The organism is Pseudoalteromonas sp. S3785 (genome assembly GCF_005887365.1).
In the GTDB taxonomy this organism is placed as follows: Bacteria; Pseudomonadota; Gammaproteobacteria; order Enterobacterales; family Alteromonadaceae; genus Pseudoalteromonas.
In genome coordinates, this window is sequence record NZ_PNCT01000039.1 from 1 (window position 1) to 19,631 (window position 19,631).

Below are 19,631 nucleotides of genomic sequence, written 5' to 3' on the forward strand. Positions count from 1 at the left end.
CCTTGCCTAAAAACCAAACATACTGCTGTAAATTCAACCACCAAAGGTCAACACGCCCTAAAGCATACAGAGCTAAAAAATGTTAAAGTAACGGCTCTTATTATTTAAGCTGAGGAGCAGGCATGAACTTTGTCATTGTCGGTACAAATTTTATTAGTGATACCTTATTAAACGCAGCTAATACGTTACCTGTATTTAATTTATACGGTGTGTGCTCTCGCAAGCAATCAAGCGGCGAAGCCTTTTTATCTAATCACCCCAATACCGATGTAAAAATTTTCACCTCTGTTGAGCAGGTATGCCAAGACCCTAATGTTGATGCGGTTTACATTGCAGCGCCAAACAGCCTACACAAGCAATATGCAGTAATGTGCCTAGAGGCAGGCAAACATGTACTAGGCGAAAAACCTTCAGCTGCAAATAGCCAAGAGCTAAACGCTATTTTAACTGCAGCCAAAGCCAATAAGCGCCTTTATATGGAAGCAATGATGACCACGCATTTGCCAAACTTTGCGCGACTTAAAAGTGCGCTTGAAAAAATTGGTACACCGCGCAAGTTTATTGGGCAGTACAGTCAATACTCATCACGATACGATAAATACAAAAACGGCGAGCGTCCAAATACCTTTTTACCCGAATTTGCCAACGGCGCTTTACTCGATTTAGGCGTGTATCCACTTTACCTACTTATCGCGCTTTGGGGCGCCCCACAGCGCGTGAGTGCCAGTGGTGTGCTATTAGATACGGGCGTAGATGGCGCAGGCGATGTTTTATTAAATTACGATGATAAACAAGCCGTTATTAGCTATTCAAAAGTTTCTCAAGGCGATAACATTACCGAAATACAAGGCGAGCGCGGCCGTTTGCGAATACATGCCGTGTCGCAGTTAAAACACATAGAGTTTGTTTCTAATAGCGGAGAAGTTGAAGTTATTTCTGATGAGTTTGATGGGCACTTTATGAAGTACGAAGTTGCGCACTTTATACAAACCGCCAACGCGCAAAAGCTAGAGTCAGATGTTAATACACATAAGCTTGCCCGCGACGTAATGAACGTACTTGATACCGCAAGAAAACAGCTTGGGGTCGTTTACCCTAATGACACAAGCGCTTAAGCTTACTAAAGTTGACCCCCATCCGTGGGCAATCAAGGTTAGGGCAAATATAAAATTATCGGCTTACTTATTTTTATCGAGTACAGATAATTAATACGCCCTAACTTCTCTTTACTAAAAGAGTAAAGCTAATTTACCACATAAAAACATGACCAATCAAGCTAGCCAATTATTAAAATTTATACTAAATTGGTAATATAAACAGGTTAACACTCATTTATAACATTATATGACCGTTACAACACTTTAGAATTTTGACATAATAGTGAATTTTGGGGTAACCTCTGCTAATAACAGTAGGTTTAGGCTATTTAGGCCTATTAGCCGCTATTCCTTAAGGTAATAAAGGTAGAATATGGGAAACCGTCGCTTATTTTGGCGCATTGTTGATAAAGTTGAAGCTTTGATAAACCAAGGAGAGTTTTCTGCTGGGAGTCGTTTACCACCAGAGCGAGAACTTGCCGACATGTTTGACGTAAGCCGCCCAACAATTCGTGAAGCTATTATTGCATTAGAAGTACGAGGCCGCGTAGAGGTTAAAACCGGCTCTGGCGTCTATGTCATAGAACAACAAGAAACATCTGTAAAAACTAAAGAGATCAGCGCGTTTGAACTAACCCAAGCTCGCGCACTCATTGAAGGTGAAATAGCCGCACTTGCCGCTCAATCAATCACCGATGAAGAACTAGCTCAATTAAAGCAAACGCTAATAGCCATGGAAAAAGGCTTATATGTAGAACAAGCAGACCGCGAGTTTCACGAAATAATAGCGCGAGCTACACGTAACAAAGCCCTTGAGTATGCGGTGGCAAATTTATGGGATTTACGTTTAAACAATTCACAAATTGTGGCTGATTACGGCAGTGTGTGTAAAAACAATAACGATTGCGTAATGGATGAGCACACCGCTATTTATAATGCGCTGCAAACCCACGATGCAAGCGCCGCACGAACGGCAATGCATAAACACTTTAACCGTTTAATTAATGCATTATTTGATGCTGTTGAAGCACGTGCGCTTGAAGAGATAAAACGTAAAAACGATGAAAAACGTGGCCTTTATTCTTTAGATGGCCTAGTTAAAAGTGCCAGCAAAACACACTAAAACAACCTAAACGTTTTTAAGCCAGTGATCTATTCGCTGGCTTTTTTATTTTAAGGCACCCAGCTTATGCTTTTGATTATTCATCAGTAGTTACGCTAATTCATCGCACATATTAGTTACTCCCTCCCAAATTTAATTTGTACGCCATATAAGCTATTACTTAGCTAATAAAAAACAGATACACTGCGCAAAACTAGACGGTTGTTACCAAGGAAAACAATGCAATCATCCACTAAAAACTTTTTGCTCGCGCTTGTGTGCGTAATTTTAGCCATGATCACTATTCAATCTGGCGCTTCGTTTGCTAAGCAGTTATTTCCGATTATAGGACCTGAAGGCACCACCGCGCTTAGGCTTGGCTTTTCTGCACTTATTCTGTGTTTAATATTTAAACCATGGAAAAAGCTGCCGGCTAAAGGTAATCGACTTTCAATTGTAATATACGGTTTAAGCTTAGGCGGAATGAACATTTTATTTTATTACGCCATTGAACGTATCCCTTTAGGAATAGGTGTTGCGCTTGAATTTACCGGCCCACTCGCTGTGGCGTTATTTAGCTCACGCGCAAAGCGCGACTTTTTTTGGGTAGCGTGTGCTATTGCGGGTATTTTACTATTACTACCGGATATGAGCAGCCAAGAGAGCCTAGATCCAATAGGCGTAGTACTTGCGCTAGGTGCTGGTGCCTGTTGGGCAGCCTATATTTTATTTGGTAAAAAAACAGGCACGCAAAGCTCGGGCGGCGCAACGGTTGCTTTGGGTATGACTGTTGCAGCCATTGTACTTGTACCTTATGGCGGCATATTACAAAGCAGTGAGTTTACATGGAGTGTAATACCGCTGGGCATTGGCATTGCTATTTTATCAAGCGCGCTGCCCTATACGCTTGAAATGGTTGCCCTGCGCAATATGCCCGCTCAAGGGTTTAGTATTATGCTAAGTTTAGAGCCTGCATTTGCTGCCCTTGCTGGGTTTATTATACTTGGCGAGTTATTAACCCTGTGGCAATGGTTGGCTATTTTATTGGTGATTATAGCCTCGGTGGGTAGCTCATTTTCGTGTGTTAAAAAACAATAATCGCTTTTATAAAAAGGCCGGCACATAACTTCGCTGGCCTCTTAAATAATAAACCCTTTTATGATTTATATCGCGCTACCTTCTACTTGTTATTAAATAGCCGATTAGTGATATAACTGGCATACCCGCTGCCACTAACGCCACGCTTTGCCAGCCACCAGCTTCGTATAGTGGACTTGCTATTAACGAGCCAAGCGCCCCACCTACAAAAATACTGGTCATGTAAATGGCGTTTAAGCGAGCACGGCTTTGTGGCTCTAATGAATATACCACTCGCTGGCCCAGCACCATATTTGCCTGCACAGCAAAATCAATAAACATACCCGTAAGCGCTAAAATAATCACGCCGTGTGGTAGCTCAAATATACTGGGTAAAAAGCACGCTGCGGCAATCACTTTTGCCAATAACGATAACTGATGTGTATAGCCTTTGTCGGCTAAACGCCCAACAATGGGGGCCGCAATAGCGCCTGCGGCCCCAACAAGCGCAAAGAGCGCGATGTGTGTTTGCGATAAACCATACTCTCTGGCTAATACAACCGGTACACTGGTCCAAAATAAACTAAAAGAGGCAAACATAAGCGCTTGATACAGCGCCCGTTGACGCAGCACTGGCTGCAGTATTATTAGCTGCTTAAGCGATTTTAATAACTTAAAGTACGTTGTATTTTGTGTTGGTTGCCTGCTCGGTATCGCAAAATAGATAACACTGGCTATAAATGCCATACAACCTGCGGCAAAGTAAAATACAGCTCGCCAACCAAAATGATCGGCTATTAAGCTTGAAACTGGCCTCGCTAATAAAATACCCAATAACAGCCCCGCCATTATATTACCCAGTACTTGCCCACGTTTTTCATCTGACGATAAATGCGCAGCAAGCGGTATTAATACCTGCACCGATACAGAGCTTGCCCCAACGAGTAAGCATAAAACTAGCATTACACCTGGGCTTTGCGCCAAACCTACGCCTATTAAACTTAAAAATGTTATCGCTAAGGTAATTAGCATTAAGCGTTTGTTTTCGACTAAATCAGCCAATGGCACTAAAAAAAACAGTCCTAACGCATAACCAATTTGAGTAAGCGACACAATAAAACTTGCGCTATGTGTACTTAAACCAACATCGGGCGCTAATAACTCAATGATTGGCTGGGCATAATAAATATTTGCCACAATAAGGCCACAGCACAACGCAATAATGCTCACTAAGGTATTACTTATTTGCACAGGGTGTGCAGCATTTTGGTTCATGAAACACTCTAATTTATAAAAATAAAACCCACTGCAAATAAATGCAGCGGGTAGCCATGGTAAATGTAAAAATATAAGTTACTTAATAGGTGAAGGCTGCCCATGCGGACTAGAGCGCAAATACTGCTTTGGTGCTTTAACAGTTGCGCCAAGCTCAGCTGCGGCATGCCAAGGCCAATGCGGGTTATATAAAATACCACGGGCAAGGGCCACGCCGTCTGCTTGCTGCTCGCTAACAATATTTTCGGCTTGTTGTGGCTCGGTAATTAAACCAACGGCTATAACAGGCATGCTAACGGCCTTTTTAATAGCCGTTGCAAATGGCACCTGAAAGTTAGGTTTTACTGGTATTTTCTGTTCTGGGCTTAGCCCTGCTGTGCTTACGTGAATAAAATCGCAGCCAAGCTCATCAAGTGCCTTGGCAAGCGCTATTGATTGCTCTAAATCCCAACCGGCTTCAACCCAATCAGTCGCTGAAATACGAATGCCCACGGGTTTGCTACTGTTAAACTCTGCGCGCACAGCATTAAATACGTCTAGCACAATACGCATACGGTTTTGCAAACTACCGCCATATTCATCATCGCGCTTGTTACTTAAAGGTGATAAAAACTGGTGTAACAAATAACCATGTGCAGCATGTAGCTCAATTAAATCAATGCCCAGCTCATCAGCACGTTTAGCCGCGCTAACAAAGTCTTTAATTAATGAGTCTATGTCGGATTGGCTCATAGCTTTGGGGACTGGGCTATTATCGTCATACGCAACTGCTGAAGGCGCGAGCGTTTGCCAGCCGTTTTCATCCGTTGGGCTTAATGCGCCACCACCATCCCATGGTTTTTCCGTAGATGCTTTACGCCCAGCATGCGCAAGCTGAATACCAATAGGCATAGGGCTATATTGTCTAACCGCTTTTAAACTTTTATCTAATGCTTGCTGTGTTTCGCTGTTCCAAAGCCCTAAATCGCCGTAACTAATGCGCCCCTCTGGGCTTACCGCGGTAGCCTCTAATATTAATAACCCTGCGCCACTTAAGCTCAATTGCCCTAAATGAATGGTGTGCCAATCACTGGCAGCTCCATTGTGTGCTGAATACTGGCACATAGGCGCAATAATAATACGGTTGTCTAGAGTGAGTTCACCGAGCTTTAAAGGTGAGAATAATTGGCTCATAAATATTCCTTAATACGCGTACTTTAGTACGAAATGCTATAGCTTACGGTATGAAGGGTTAATGGGGATCAAACTTCACTTTTATAGTGCTAAAACGTGAATAAATGCTGTTTAGTAAAATATTCAACAGGGCCTTATAGGTTTTTTAACTGTATTAACACATTTAGGTAATAAAACAATGTGAGCGGCTATTTACATTTACTCAACGAGTAAAACATGCTCGCTTGTACCTTAATTAGCCAATTGTTTGGATGTTATACATATTTATATTATCTTCTGCTAAAGCCAACCTATATTTATTCTAAAAAAGTGAATTAAAATTCATTTTAGCATTCCCACCACTTTAACTCCCTGATAAACTAATTAACCTACATTAACTGGTGTTAAATTTTAAATCTGGGGATCACTTTTTATGTTTAAACCAAGCTTACTAACCTTGGCTATTTCGAGCGCTGTATCTGGCGCATTTATATTTTCTAATTCTGCAGTGGCGCAAGAAGAAGTTACCGCTCAAAAAAAATCGCTCGAAGTAATCGAAGTTACAGCAACCAGACGCAGCGGCTCTGTACAAAATGCACCGCTAAACATTACCGCACTTGATGCCGATGTAATGAAAGATCAAAACATTGGCGAACTAGCCGATGTAGCGCGTTGGGTGCCTGGTTTAACAATTACCGATCAAGGTGGTCGCTCAGGCTCGCCAATTATTGTACGTGGTTTAAACACAAACTCGTCAGGTCCCTCATCAGATGGTGGTACCGTAGCCACATACGTTAACGAAATTCCAGTGTCAGTAGATATGCGCTTGGTAGACATAGAACGCGTAGAAGTACTTATTGGGCCACAAGGCACATTATATGGCGCGGGAACACTCGGCGGTGCAATTCGTTACATGCTTAAAGAGCCAGAGCTTGATTTTACCTCCGTAGAAGTATTTGGTGACCTATTTCAAACCCAAGAAAGTGACTCATTAGGCGGCGAAGGTGGCTTTATTGTTAACCTGCCAATTATTGAAGATAAATTAGCTGTACGTGCAAGCTTAAACGTATACGAAGACCCAGGGTTTATTGATTATGCTTATACAGTGCGCGAACCAGGTGTATCGCTACCGGACCCTGATTGGAGCAACGCCGACGAAGTAAACAACAATATTAAAAATGTTGAAGATGCTAACGGCGAAACCACCACGACTGGGCGCATTTCGGTACGCTTCAAACCAAGCGAAACATTTGAAGGGACACTTAATTACTTTTACCAAAACCAAGACAGCGAAGGCCGCTCAATTGTTCATTACAACAGCCTAAACGATGATAACGGTTTAAGCGATATTGTAGGTAAGTACGAGTCGGCTTATCGTTATGAAGAACCGCGCGAAAAAGAAGATCAACTACTAAGCCTCGAGCTAAAAGCCGACTTAGGTTTTGCAGAGCTTGTATCGGCAACCGGTATTTCGAGCTTTGATGCCGACGGCCAACGCGACCAAACCGATTTACTTATCCGCCTAGATTATGGTTATGAAGAGTTCCCTTCATTCTCAGCATTTACCCGAGAGGTTGATGAAGAAGATACCTTTACGCAAGAGCTGCGTTTAGTATCGCAAAGCGACAGCGACCTAAATTGGATTGTAGGCGCGTTTTACAACAAAACCGAAACAGAAGCATCAAGCAGAGAGTTTACACCTGGGTTTGACCAATTCGCTATCGATAACTTTGGCGGCGCGCAGCTAAGACCTGACTCATTAGAATACTTAGAGCTTACAAAAAGTGAAGTTACTGAGTCCGCACTATTTGGTGAAGTTGGCTATCAAATTACCGAAAAGTTAGATATTACTATCGGTGCACGTTTTTACGAATACGATGTAGAGTCGCAAGCGGCTTTTGACTTCCCGCTTGCAAATACTCTTTATGGCGATGCAGACCCTGATGCAATCACCGTTGCTTACGAAAAAGACAAAGCCGGCGATAACGGTAACTTATTTAAATTTAATGCTAAATATCAATTTACTGATTCAGTAATGGCTTATGTAACAGTGAGTGAAGGCTTTAGAATTGGCGGCTCAAACGGTTTAGTATCTTGCCCAGATCCAATCCCTGAAGATCAACAAACAGGCTGTGGTAAACCTGACGAATTATTATTTGAAGCCGACACTACAACAAACTACGAGTTAGGCTTTAAAAGCACCTGGCTTAAAAGCCAGCTACACTTTAACGCCGCGTTATTTAACGTAGATTGGGATGATGCACAAATTACAGGCGCTACTGATGTAGGCCAATTAACGTACTTATCTAACGCAGGCAGTGCAAACGCAAAAGGGGTTGAGCTATCTACCCGTGCTATTTTATCTGACTCGTTTACCGTGTACGCAACCTATGCTTATACAAAAGCAGAGCTAACCTCAGATGCACCATTTTTATTTAATGCCGATGGCACAGATGGCGCAGAAGATGGCGACCGTTTACCTGGCTCGCCAGAGCATCAGTTCTCTATGGGTGTAAACTATCAAACAGATGTATTTAGCGACAAAACCCTTGATATTAACTACGGTTTAACCGCGCAAAGCGATGTACTTTCAAAAGTAGGTTTGCATGACAGCGGTGAAACACTACCAGGTTATAGCTTAAGTAATATTTCTGCTAAGTTAACAGCCGATGAGTGGTCAACAACTCTATATGTTGATAATCTATTTAATAAATATGCATTTACATCGGTTCGTCGCTCAGATGCAGACATAACAACTGCAAACGGTGCCGACATACAGCGTAACTACGGCCACTATATTAACCGCCCGCTTACAGTAGGCGTTAAATTTAACTACAAATTTGAAATATAATTTATAGTCACTTTTAAACAATGTTGTAAGGCTCAAATTCATTTGAGCCTTTTTTCTTTATAAACGCGTAACTAAATAATAAAAATTAAACAATGCAGCCAAATTTAAAACATCTTCATCAAAGTGCTATTAAACATTTAAACCAAGGCAATATTGAGCTTGCTCATAAAGCGTTAGTTGAATTAGTAACGCAAAAAAGCGACTTTGCCGATGGCTACTTTTTACTGGCCATGGTTAATTTACGCGTAGGGCAAATACACAAAGCCATAAAGCTTATAGAAAAAGCCCTTAGCTTTGGTAAAAGCATTGAATACAGCGCCCAACTTGCAAAATGTTATGCAATTACAGGCGAGCTAACTAAAGCCAAAAACACCGCTTTAGCCATACCCGTTGAGCAAATACAAAAGCCTCTTGATGCCGACACCTTAGGTGTTGCACTTACACAAGCAGGCCTACACAAAGAGGCACTAAATTACTTTAACTGCGCAATTGAACTGGCCAAACACGCAAATAAACCACAACCACAGTTTTATTATAATTTAGGGGTAAGCGCTAAATTTGTAGGCCAATTTGAACAAGCCAAAAATGCCTTTGAAAGCGCCATTACTCTAAACCCGCTGCATCACCAAAGCCATTTTGCATTAAGTGACTTAACCAAAGCCACCGCGCAATCTAATCATATAGCGCGCTTAAAAACCGTAGCTGAGCAAACCACTAATCCCGATGCAAAATTACACATTGGCCACGCACTTGCAAAAGAGTACCAAGACATAGGCAAGTTTGATAATGCGTTTAAAAGCCTAGAGCAAGGTAAAACGGCTAAACGCGCTATGCAGCCGTTTGATCATAAAAGCTCAACCGCATTATTTGAACACATTAAACATTTAAGTAAGCAGCATCAACACGCGCTAACACAAGGAAACCCAACACCAGAGCCTATTTTTGTATTAGGTATGCCCCGCTCTGGCACCACATTGGTTGAGCGTATTTTATCGAGCCACAGCGACGTACAATCAGCCGGTGAATTACAAGACTTTGGCCTAAGCGTTAAAAAGTTAAGCCAAACTCAAACACCGCATGTACTCGATACTCAAACTCTCACTAAAGCCTACGAGCTTGATTTTAATCAGCTTGGGACAACCTATTTAAACGCCACTCGCGTAACCACCGGCAGTCATAAGCACTTTATTGATAAACTCCCGTTTAACTTTTTTTATATCGACTTAATAACTAAAGCCCTACCAAACGCTAAAATTATTTGCATGCTGCGCGACCCAATGGACTCCTGTATTGGTAACTTTCGCCAGTTATTTACCATTAATAACCCGTATTATGCTTACTCCTTAGACTTACTCGACACTGCTAAATTTTATAGCCGCTTTTACAAACTCATGCAGCACTTCAGCAACATACACAGCAATATAAAATTAGTAAAATACGAAGAGCTAGTCGCAAAGCCCGAACAGCAAATAAAAGAGCTAGTCAGCTTTTGTAATTTAGAGTGGCAAGCACAATGTATAGACTTTCACTTAAACACCGCACCAGTTTCTACTGCAAGTAAAATGCAAGTACGCCAACCACTTAACAACAAAGCAATTGGCCGTTGGAAGGCGTTTAAACCCCATACTGATGCAGCAGTTGAGTACCTTTTAAGCCAAGGTATAGATGTTGAATAAGCGTTTTATTTTACCGATGGGAGAATCTAAATAGGCGACTTATGTAAGTGTAAGTCGGATAAGCGAAGCGCCATCCGACACAGTAAAATACCTTGCAAATTATTATCTCATTTTATGTTGTCGAGTGGCTGGAAAGTGCCAATTAAAGACACTTATGATTTTAGTTATTTGTTAGGCTTACCCTACATCAATTTAGGCATTAATGCGTGCAAAAAATAATAACAAATAGGGGAGCTTATGCATATTACGACTAATTTTAATGCTTTAAAATAGTGCCGGTACTTTGGTACCAAAAGCAAAATTAAAGTGTAAATAAGGCCTAGAAATGATGAAAGTATTAACAGGAGAGCTAATAGCATTTCTATTATATCTCCACCGCCATATGGCTCCCCTTGAACTACAGAAAATGACCAATACAAAGTTGAACGGTATAATAAACCAATAAAAGTAATTGCTATTGGTAATGTAACGAAAATTTTAAATAACATCCGTGCCTTTTGGTATGCCTAACGCCGTTTTAAGCAGCGAGTAATAGCTTGCTAAAATGTGAAACGAAGTGAAACCGAGCAAGCTGTTACGTGTCCGACTTGAAACCCCTTGTTAGGCAGCATTAAACAATACTTAATTATAGTGGGTAATAATTGCTCTCATTATCTTTGCTTGAAGCTCATAAGTCTCATCACCGCCATTAGTTAAAATAATAATCTCAAGATCGTACTTCGGATGAAAAAACAATTCTGTTTGATAGCCATCTTGTGAACCGCCATGAGAATAAAAAGGCTGTTCACCCCAACCTATAATCCAACCTAAACCAAAGGTGCCATCATCACCTGCATCACTATGAACTTTAGTCATTAAATTTAACGACTTTTGACTAATAATTTTTCCCTCTTTCAATGCAACTATAAAGTTATTAAGGTCTTCAATACTACTGACTTGTGCCATTGCTCCAGTGGTATATTGATTTATTCCAAAAAAAGATTCCGTTTTAGCATAATTAAGGGCGTCATTCGGTTTAATAGTGGCGCCTTTCTCGACAATATAGCTATTTTTCATATTTGCAGGAATAAAAATATTATCACTCAAATAATCGGAAAAACTAACTCCGCTAACTTTTGCAATTACTTCAGCTAACAGTACGTAACAACTATTACAATAAATCGCTTTATCGAAAGTTTGTGATTTAACCTTAATTTTATTTGAGGAAATAAATTTTATAACATCTTGGTTTGTCGATAAATTTGCTAAGTTTAGGTTTGATTCTGAGAAGAAGTCGTCAGAAATATATACCCTATGAGATAGTAAATGCTTTATCGTAATATCTTTCCAATCGGTGGGTAACCCTTGAATGTATTTGGTTATACGGTCGTCTAGAGAAACCTTTTTCTGCTCAACTAACTGCATAATTGCCAATGCAGTAAAAGGTTTACTAATTGAGCCAATTCTAAACCCTGTATGAGATCGAATCGGATAATTCTTATCTTTGTTAGCAAGCCCTTTACTTAACTGATAAATAATTTCATTATTTTTTTTAACTAAAACACTAACTCCTGGCTGATCTTCTTTTTGCTTTGATAATATTAAATTTAACTTGTCTACAAGAGCGTCTTTATTATCTTGAGAATGAACTCCACTAAATACAGGTGTGCTTGCTAAATAGATAAGTGAAATCAGAAAAACTTGAATTATTATTTTTTTCATTATTTCCTCTTCCTTGACTGAGGCACAACTTAATCAGCTGCCTAATTTTAAGCTTTGGGGCGCTAGCACGTGGGCTAAAATCCGAGCGAAGCAAGTGAGCCCGCGTGTTAGCGTCCCAGCGACCGAAGGGAGTGCCAACAGCGTTTTGTTAGGCATGTTGTGTCCAAAAGAATGGGTTTAAAAAGGGAGCATAAGCCCATATTAGTGTGCCGGTAATGGTGATTAACAACCCTAAAGCCTCAGCTTTTAATATTCTATTTGCTTTACTTAACTTTCGATTACTATCATCTTCTTTCTGTTCTTTTGTTTGAAGCTCGGCCATTATTCCGTCTCTATTTTCTGGATAAAGCGTGTCGATAAACCGATTAATTTCCTGTTCAGTTTTAGGTACCGAATGACTAACTGTAAGTAAAATTCCAAAAATTGTAGCGACACCACCAAATGCAGAAAGCCAAGTAAGATCATGCATAGATATAGATACTATGAGGGAAATAGTTAACCAAACAAGAAGCAGCGAGAATATTAACCACGTCCTTGTAGCTATATAATTGAAAGCAAATAGTACTTTCGGGACGTCAACTTTTTGCATATAAACTCCTTTCAATGCCTAACAATTTAATAATGCGCTCATCGCGCATATTTCTGCCGACTTGACGCTCATTTATCTATTTTATTTAGTTTTAACAAATTGCCTAAAGTATTACTATCACTAAGTTTTCTAAAGTTTTTAGGTAAAGTTAAATAGAACAATATACGCGCGTTGCTCATTTTCATGAATATATGCGCAAAGCACAGTTTGACCACTAAATTGACTATTATATTTATCCAATCTAAATGACTGCTCACAGCGGCCTTTTAAAAACTCAATTTAATTAGCTTGAGCACCCCACCACAACGCTTATTTACTTTTATGTCGGTTCAACTGCAAATAATGTCGATTCAGATAAACATTAATGAAGCAGGTTAAAAAACTCGCTAAATTTCTTATCAACAAAACGCCTAATACCTATTTTGATAAGGAATATAGTCATGAACATTATTACAAAAACAGTTAATGGCAAATTGATGGTGATTGTAAATGATGATATTAAATCTGAACTAAGCACCAGCAGAGCCGGTGCTGATAAACTAAAGCAATTACTACACATTTAGTTTATCTAAAAATGTGTTACTAATCATTGCTCGAATACACACTTAAAATAGGAAACTTATGCTCAGCAAACGATATCGTTACCGACTGTGTTTGGTTGCCATTAAAGCCTAACTTAAACTCACTTGGTGTTAGCCTGTTGCCATCTGCAAACAGCGCTAATAAATGTTCCTGATTAAGTTCACGCTTGCCAGAGGCTAAATTAGTAAGGGTAATAACCGCCCAACGCTCTCCTATTTCGTTACTCATAAGTACATAGTTTACAATTGAAAAGTCAGACTTTTTGGGCGTTATATTGTTATCGTTTGGAAACGACAACTGCATGCTATTTGGTATGGCTCGGTCTACGTTTAGTACATTATTTTGCGCTGCAAACACATTGCCGCTAAGTATTAATAAAAATAAAAAGCTGCCTACAATTTTTACCACAATTAAAGCCCTTTTAGATTTAGCTGCTTGATTAAAATTTATACTCGCAGTTTTTACCTATTATGTAAACACTCTATTAAACGCTCAGTAAATTAACTAAGCGCTCATTCAGTGACACCCCATTAGTATTAACACTTTGCAGGACGTTAAAAAACATAAGGTTATTAAATAGGAGTAAATTACATGGCAACCACACCTGAAAAGTCACATGAGGTTAGTGATGCGCAATCGACTTTATTAAACCCAGAGCACAGCATTCAAGTACGAGGCGCGCGTGTTCATAACTTAAAAGATGTGGATGTAAACTTGCCCCGTAATTCACTTGTTGTTTTTACCGGTATATCAGGCTCGGGTAAATCATCGCTTGCCTTTGGAACATTATTTGCCGAATCCCAGCATCGCTATCTTGATTCGGTATCCCCTTATGCACGCAGATTAATCGATCAGGTAGACGAGCCTGATGTAGATTCAATTGAAGGACTGCCACCCGCGGTCGCATTACAGCAACAGCGTGGTGCACCCTCGGTACGCTCATCGGTGGGTAGTGTAACCACTATTTCTAACGCGCTGCGAATGCTTTACTCACGCGCAGGCGAATACCCCAAAGGGCAAGGCATACTGTACGCCGATGCGTTTTCGCCCAATACGCCACAAGGCGCCTGCCCAGAATGCCACGGTATTGGCCGTGTATTTAACGTAACCGAAAAGTTGTTAGTGCCCGACCCCACTAAAACAATTAAAGAGCGCGCTATTGCAGCATGGCCGCCAGCTTGGCAAGGTAAAAACCTAAGCCGTATTCTTACCTCATTAGGCTACGATATTAATAAACCGTGGAATACCCTGCCTAAAAAAGCCCGTGATTGGATTTTATTTACCGACGACACACCCACAGTGCCCGTGTTTCCTGAGTACACGCTTGAACAAACCCAAGCGGCGATTAAAAATGAAGAAAGCCCTAGCTACATGGGTACCTTTATAAGTGCTAAACGTTTTGTTTTACAATCGTTTGCGAGCACTCAAAGCCCACGCACTAAAAAGCGCGTATCGCAGTATATGCAAATATCACAATGCCCGCAGTGCGAAGGTAAAAAGCTTAAAAAAGAGTCGCTATCGGTTAAAGTTTCGGGCCTTGATATAGGCGAGATTTCGCAATTAACGCTCAATGAGCTGGCAGATAAATTAAGGTTTGCCGTTAGTAACCCCGCTAAAAGTAACGCAGCAAACCCCGAAAAAGCCATAGTTGCAAAGCGTATAGCAGACGACATTCTTAAACGCGTAGAAGCACTCACCAAACTTGGTTTAGGGTATTTATCGCTTGAGCGCACCACCCCATCGTTATCGCCGGGTGAGTTACAACGCTTAAGGCTTGCAACACAAATTCGCTCAAAATTATTTGGTGTTGTGTATGTGTTAGATGAACCTTCGGCAGGTTTACACCCTGCCGATACGCAAGCATTATTAGCCGCATTAGATGAACTAATAGCCGCTGGTAACTCAGTGTTTGTGGTTGAGCACGACGTGAGTGTTATCCGCCATGCCGATTGGGTGGTTGATGTAGGGCCAAATGCGGGCTCCCATGGCGGTAATATTGTTTATAGCGGCCCTGTTGAAGGCTTAAAGCAAATTAGCAGCTCACACACGAGCCAGTATTTATTTAAAAATAACGAACCTCAGCAAGCTCAAATACAAAACAAGCAACGCCCAGCAAAAGCATGGCTTACGCTTAAAAATGTTGAGCGTAATAACTTACAAAAGCTTAATGTAGAATTTCCGCTTGGGGTTATTACAAGTGTTACAGGAGTCTCTGGCTCAGGTAAATCAAGCTTAGTAAGTCAAGCGCTTGTTGAGCTGGTTTACGATGCACTAGGGCAAAAATCCCAGCCACAAATACCTAACGATGAAGCCGAGCTGCTCGAGCAAGAACTCGATATAACAACCGGCGGGCAAATAACAGGGGGCATTGAGTACATAAAGCGCCTAATAACGGTTGTTCAAAAAGCCATTGGTCGCACACCTCGCTCAAACCTTGCAACTTATACGGGTTTGTTCGATCACGTACGTAAACTGTTTGCCAATACCAAAGAGGCAAAAGCACGTAAGTACGACGCGGGCCGTTTTTCGTTTAATGTTAAAAAAGGACGCTGCGAAAATTGCGAAGGCGTAGGCTTTGTAAGCGTAGAGCTGTTATTTTTACCTAGCGTGTATTCGCCTTGCCCTGTGTGTAACGCCAAGCGCTACAACCAAAAAACACTCGAGATTACCTATAAAGATAAAACCATTGCAGATGTACTTAATTTAACGGTGGAGTCTGCGCATACATTTTTTGCCGATGAGCCCGCTATTTTACGTGCGCTCAATGCGCTCTTACAAGTGGGCCTTGGCTATTTACGTTTAGGCCAACCTGCTACTGAGCTTTCGGGCGGCGAGGCCCAGCGCATCAAACTTGCCACAGAGCTGCAACGCACACAGCGCGGCGATACGCTTTATATTTTAGATGAACCAACCACAGGCCTACACCCAAAAGATGTAGCTATGCTAATGGCGCAGCTAAATGGCTTAGTTGATGCGGGCAACACCGTGATTATGGTTGAGCACGATATGCAAGTAGCCAGTAACAGTGATTGGGTTATTGATATAGGCCCAGGTGCGGGCGACGAAGGCGGAGTAATAGTTGCACAAGGTAAACCTGAAAGCGTCGCTGAATCACAAAAAAGTAAAACGGCACCATTTTTAAAAGCGCAGTTAAATGACGCAGGTTCTAATTAAAAATTAATAGTAGTTATGCGTAAAATAAAAAGAGCCTAGGGCTCTTTTTATTAGTCTAAGGCTAACCAAACACCTACAAGCATCATTAAACTGCCTGCTATACGGTTCATCCATTTAATATTATCGCCTCGGGCTAAAAACAGACGCAGGCTTTTACCACCCGTTGCGTAAGCTAACATGCTTACAAATTCGGTTACCATAATTACGCTAAGTAAAATCACTAATTGTGGCGCAACGGCCTGATCAACATTAATAAAGGGTGGGAGTAGTGAAATCATAAACGCCCACCCTTTAGGGTTAGCAACAGCGGTAATAAACCCTTGCGTAAAAAGCGACTGCCTACTTACATCGGTTGGGCTGTGTGTATTAACCGACATTTTACCTTTAGCGCGCCACATATTTACGCCAATATAAATTAAGTACGCGCCGCCTACCCACTTTAGAATAGCAAACGCATCAGGGTAATTTAGCATAACGCTGGCTACACCAAGTACCGCAGCAACGGCAACACTTGCTACGCCTAATAGCTCACCTATCATCATCCATAAGGTTCGGCGCACACCTATGCTCATGCCGAGTGTCATGGCAAGGGTCATACACATACCCGGGGTGATAGACACAAAAAAGAACGTTGGAATAAAAACCGCAAGCGCTGCTACATCAATCATTAAATTACCTTGTATTAAAAACAAAAACGCGGCTCTAAGTAGCCGCGTTGCTGCTTACTTATGTGATTACTCTTGCCCAGTACTTGCCACTGGTTCAGTAATTACTTCTACTGGCTCTGCTGTATCATTTAACAAATACTTATCTAGCCACTGCTCTTGTTCCCACAGTACATGTAATAAACTTTTACGTGCGCGGTAGCCGTGGGCTTCGTAAGGAAGCATTACTAAACGAGCGTCTTTACCTAGGCCTTTAAGCGCAGCGTACATACGCTCACTTTGCATTGGGAAGGTGCCCGAATTCGGATCTTCTTGACCATGGATCATCAGCATTGGCTCATTGATTTTTTCAGCGTGAAAAAACGGCGACATATTAGCGTATACACTTTGAGCTTGCCAAAAATCACGTTCTTCACCCTGAAAACCAAACGGCGTTAACGTACGGTTGTACGCGCCACTGCGGGCAATACCGGTTTTAAATAAATCGCTATGTGCTAATAGGTTTGCCACCATAAATGCACCGTACGAATGCCCTGCTATAGCTATTTTGTTTTTATCGGCAACGCCTTTTTTAACCAATACATCAACCGCTGCTTGTGCACTTGAAACTAACTGCTTTCTAAAGTTATCGTTTGGTTCACTGCCATCAATGCCTACAATTGGCATTTTAGGGTCGTCAAATACGGCAATACCTTTTGCAAGGTAAGGCATCGGGCCCCAATAGCCAATGTAGGTAAATTCGTATGGCGACTCACGCACTTGTGATGCTACGGCTTTATCTTTGTATTCAAGCGGGTATGCCCACATAAGTACGGGTAACGGGCCTTGGGTTACATCGTAACCTGGCGGTAAATAAAGCGTGCCAGAAAGCTCAACTCCGTCATCACGTTTGTAACGTAGCTGCTCTTTTGTCACGCCTTTAAATGCAGGGTACGGATGAGCAAAGTTAGTTAATTGGGTAAGTGTATCGTTATCTAAATCACGAATAAAAAAGTTAGGTTGCTCGGTTTTAGACTCTCGCACAGTTATAAAGCGCTCGCCTTCATCGTCAAGTAATGCACGAACGCGCTCGTAGTATGGTGCTTGTGATTGCCATAAACGCTTGCTGCTATTTGTTTTTACATCGTACCTGTCTAAAAACGGAATATTACCTTGCTCTGATGCGCCATTGCCGCGCAGGTACATATAGCGCCCACCAACAATTTTAATCACGTTGGCGCCTAAATCGTTACGTTCGTATATAAAGCTACCTGGGTTTTTATACGCATCGTTATAGCTTCGCTCAGAAAAAAGCACACGGTTTTTGTCTGCATTGCGTGGTTGAATAACATAGGTTCGCACTTGGCGGTCGCTAAAGCGCCAGTCGCTAAGCATGGCAATATTTTGATTGCCCCAAACTATACCAGCATAGCGGCGCTCTACTTTAGCAAACAGCTTAGGCTCGCGTTTAAACGGCGCGCGTAGGCTGTAAATATAATCATGGTGCTTAACATCGGTTTTCATGTCGCCGCCATCTTGCGCCTCGGCCCAAATAACTTCTGCGCCTTGATCCGCGCGCCATTCAAAGTCGCGTCGGCCAGTGCGAACACTGTCGTAGCCTTGCGGAATGTTATCGGCAAGTGGCTGTTTTACAAGTTCGGCTAATGCATAACCGCGCATGCCCCATATTTGCCACGTACTCGCAAACCGGCTGTACGGTACTTGGTACGAAAACGGCTCGTTTATCGCAGCCACTAATATATTGGTTGAATCGGGCGATACCGAAAATGACTTAAATAATGCAGGGCTGCCAATGGCTTGTGTATTGCCATCAAGCGTTACGTAAGCTAATTGCCCTTGGCCGTAAAATTTAAACTGTGCTTCGTCAAAGGGGCTGGTTAATAAGTTTTGATAGGTACGCGCAGGGGCTTTTTCGCCTGTGCTTTGCTGTATAACAGGCACTACATTTTGACTACTGTTTTTAAGTGCGGGCTTACCTATATTAACCGCTAAATTTGCAACCAGTGCGCTGCTATCAGGCAGCCATTGGTAGGGCGTAGCGGTAATAACCGAGTTAAGCGCTGCGTTTGAGAGCATTTTTGCTTGCTTTGTCTCTACACTGTAAAGCCATAAATTTGCTTGGTTTTGTTGCTCTACAACAAACGCTAAATACTTACTGTTTGATGACCATTTAGGTGAGCGAATAATACCACTTGGTAAGTTATTAATATTAATAACCGTGCCGCTTTGCACGTGCTTTAGCTCAACTGCGCTGTATTTTGCGCTAACACGCGAGCGTGAAAAGTTAGCAGGGTTTAGCTTTATACCCGCAAGTTTAAGCTCATCTTTGGCAAGCTCATCTAGTGTTACTACGCGCTTTCGCTCAAATAAAGCAAGCCATTGGCCATCGCTCGATAAAAAACTAGTCGGTGCTAATTTGGCATCTACCACAGCGGCAAGCTCTGGCGAAGGTGTTTGATAGCCTTGCTCAGCATAACTGCTTGGCATTATTACAACACAACAAATAAAGGCAACTAACAGCCTAAATGCGTTCATGTTTTTATCCTTTTGTTATTTTTAAAATTATAAAAGGTATATAAACATGTTTTGCTCTGTTCATAAAGTATTAAGCTTTAAATTGCAGGGCTAAAAGATGACTTAAATGCATTATATACGCTACACTACGCAGCTATTTACTCATTACTGTGCGC

Annotated in this window: 14 protein-coding genes; 7 read left to right on the forward strand and 7 right to left on the reverse strand. The window is 41.6% G+C overall.

What is annotated here, in order from left to right:
- The first annotated feature begins 122 nt into the window (after nucleotides 1-122).
- From CWC17_RS10670 to CWC17_RS10680, 3 genes are all read left to right on the forward strand, one after another.
- On the forward strand, nucleotides 123-1,115 hold the full coding sequence (locus tag CWC17_RS10670) for a Gfo/Idh/MocA family protein (protein WP_138612838.1): 993 nt from the start codon (nucleotides 123-125) through the stop codon (nucleotides 1,113-1,115).
- 355 nt (nucleotides 1,116-1,470) lie between these two features.
- Nucleotides 1,471-2,220 (forward strand): FadR/GntR family transcriptional regulator, encoded by a 750-nt coding sequence (locus CWC17_RS10675; protein WP_004587131.1) that lies wholly within the window; start codon nucleotides 1,471-1,473, stop codon nucleotides 2,218-2,220.
- Nucleotides 2,221-2,439: 219 nt separating this feature from the next.
- Nucleotides 2,440-3,297 carry an EamA family transporter gene (locus CWC17_RS10680; RefSeq protein WP_138612839.1) on the forward strand — a complete coding sequence of 286 codons (858 nt, stop codon included), beginning with the start codon at nucleotides 2,440-2,442 and terminating at the stop codon, nucleotides 3,295-3,297.
- 75 nt (nucleotides 3,298-3,372) lie between these two features.
- On the opposite strand, the gene CWC17_RS10685 is transcribed toward CWC17_RS10680, so the two are convergent.
- Nucleotides 3,373-4,551: an MFS transporter gene (locus tag CWC17_RS10685; RefSeq protein WP_138612840.1), complete on the reverse strand. Its 1,179-nt coding sequence runs from the start codon at nucleotides 4,549-4,551 to the stop codon at nucleotides 3,373-3,375.
- 78 nt (nucleotides 4,552-4,629) lie between these two features.
- On the reverse strand, nucleotides 4,630-5,724 hold the full coding sequence (locus CWC17_RS10690) for an NADH:flavin oxidoreductase/NADH oxidase (RefSeq protein ID WP_138612841.1): 1,095 nt from the start codon (nucleotides 5,722-5,724) through the stop codon (nucleotides 4,630-4,632).
- Nucleotides 5,725-6,136: 412 nt separating this feature from the next.
- On the opposite strand from CWC17_RS10690, the gene CWC17_RS10695 reads away from it, so the two are divergent.
- On the forward strand, nucleotides 6,137-8,554 hold the full coding sequence (locus CWC17_RS10695; protein ID WP_138612842.1) for a TonB-dependent receptor: 2,418 nt from the start codon (nucleotides 6,137-6,139) through the stop codon (nucleotides 8,552-8,554).
- A 92-nt stretch (nucleotides 8,555-8,646) separates the two neighbouring features.
- On the forward strand, nucleotides 8,647-10,230 hold the full coding sequence (locus CWC17_RS10700; protein ID WP_138612843.1) for a tetratricopeptide repeat-containing sulfotransferase family protein: 1,584 nt from the start codon (nucleotides 8,647-8,649) through the stop codon (nucleotides 10,228-10,230).
- Between the two features lie 621 nt (nucleotides 10,231-10,851).
- On the opposite strand, the gene CWC17_RS10705 is transcribed toward CWC17_RS10700, so the two are convergent.
- A complete protein-coding gene (locus CWC17_RS10705; RefSeq protein WP_138612844.1) occupies nucleotides 10,852-11,931 on the reverse strand; it encodes a serine hydrolase domain-containing protein in 1,080 nt (359 codons plus the stop codon).
- A 148-nt stretch (nucleotides 11,932-12,079) separates the two neighbouring features.
- A complete protein-coding gene (locus CWC17_RS10710; RefSeq protein WP_138612845.1) occupies nucleotides 12,080-12,520 on the reverse strand; it encodes a hypothetical protein in 441 nt (146 codons plus the stop codon).
- 440 nt (nucleotides 12,521-12,960) lie between these two features.
- Between CWC17_RS10710 and CWC17_RS19755 the strand changes: the two genes are divergently transcribed.
- Nucleotides 12,961-13,083, forward strand: coding sequence for a hypothetical protein (locus CWC17_RS19755; protein ID WP_283956919.1), 123 nt, complete (start codon nucleotides 12,961-12,963; stop codon nucleotides 13,081-13,083).
- A 19-nt stretch (nucleotides 13,084-13,102) separates the two neighbouring features.
- Here the strand turns inward: CWC17_RS19755 and CWC17_RS10725 are convergent, their stop codons facing one another.
- Nucleotides 13,103-13,510 (reverse strand): hypothetical protein, encoded by a 408-nt coding sequence (locus CWC17_RS10725; RefSeq protein ID WP_171042083.1) that lies wholly within the window; start codon nucleotides 13,508-13,510, stop codon nucleotides 13,103-13,105.
- 183 nt (nucleotides 13,511-13,693) lie between these two features.
- Here CWC17_RS10725 and uvrA point away from each other — a divergent pair, with 183 nt between their 5' ends.
- Nucleotides 13,694-16,276 (forward strand): excinuclease ABC subunit UvrA, encoded by a 2,583-nt coding sequence (gene uvrA, locus CWC17_RS10730; RefSeq protein ID WP_138612847.1) that lies wholly within the window; start codon nucleotides 13,694-13,696, stop codon nucleotides 16,274-16,276.
- A 50-nt stretch (nucleotides 16,277-16,326) separates the two neighbouring features.
- Here uvrA and CWC17_RS10735 read toward each other — a convergent pair whose 3' ends face one another.
- Nucleotides 16,327-16,944, reverse strand: coding sequence for a LysE family translocator (locus CWC17_RS10735; protein WP_138612848.1), 618 nt, complete (start codon nucleotides 16,942-16,944; stop codon nucleotides 16,327-16,329).
- A gap of 66 nt (nucleotides 16,945-17,010) precedes the next feature.
- A complete protein-coding gene (locus CWC17_RS10740; RefSeq protein ID WP_138612849.1) occupies nucleotides 17,011-19,476 on the reverse strand; it encodes a S9 family peptidase in 2,466 nt (821 codons plus the stop codon).
- Nucleotides 19,477-19,631 lie beyond the last annotated feature (155 nt).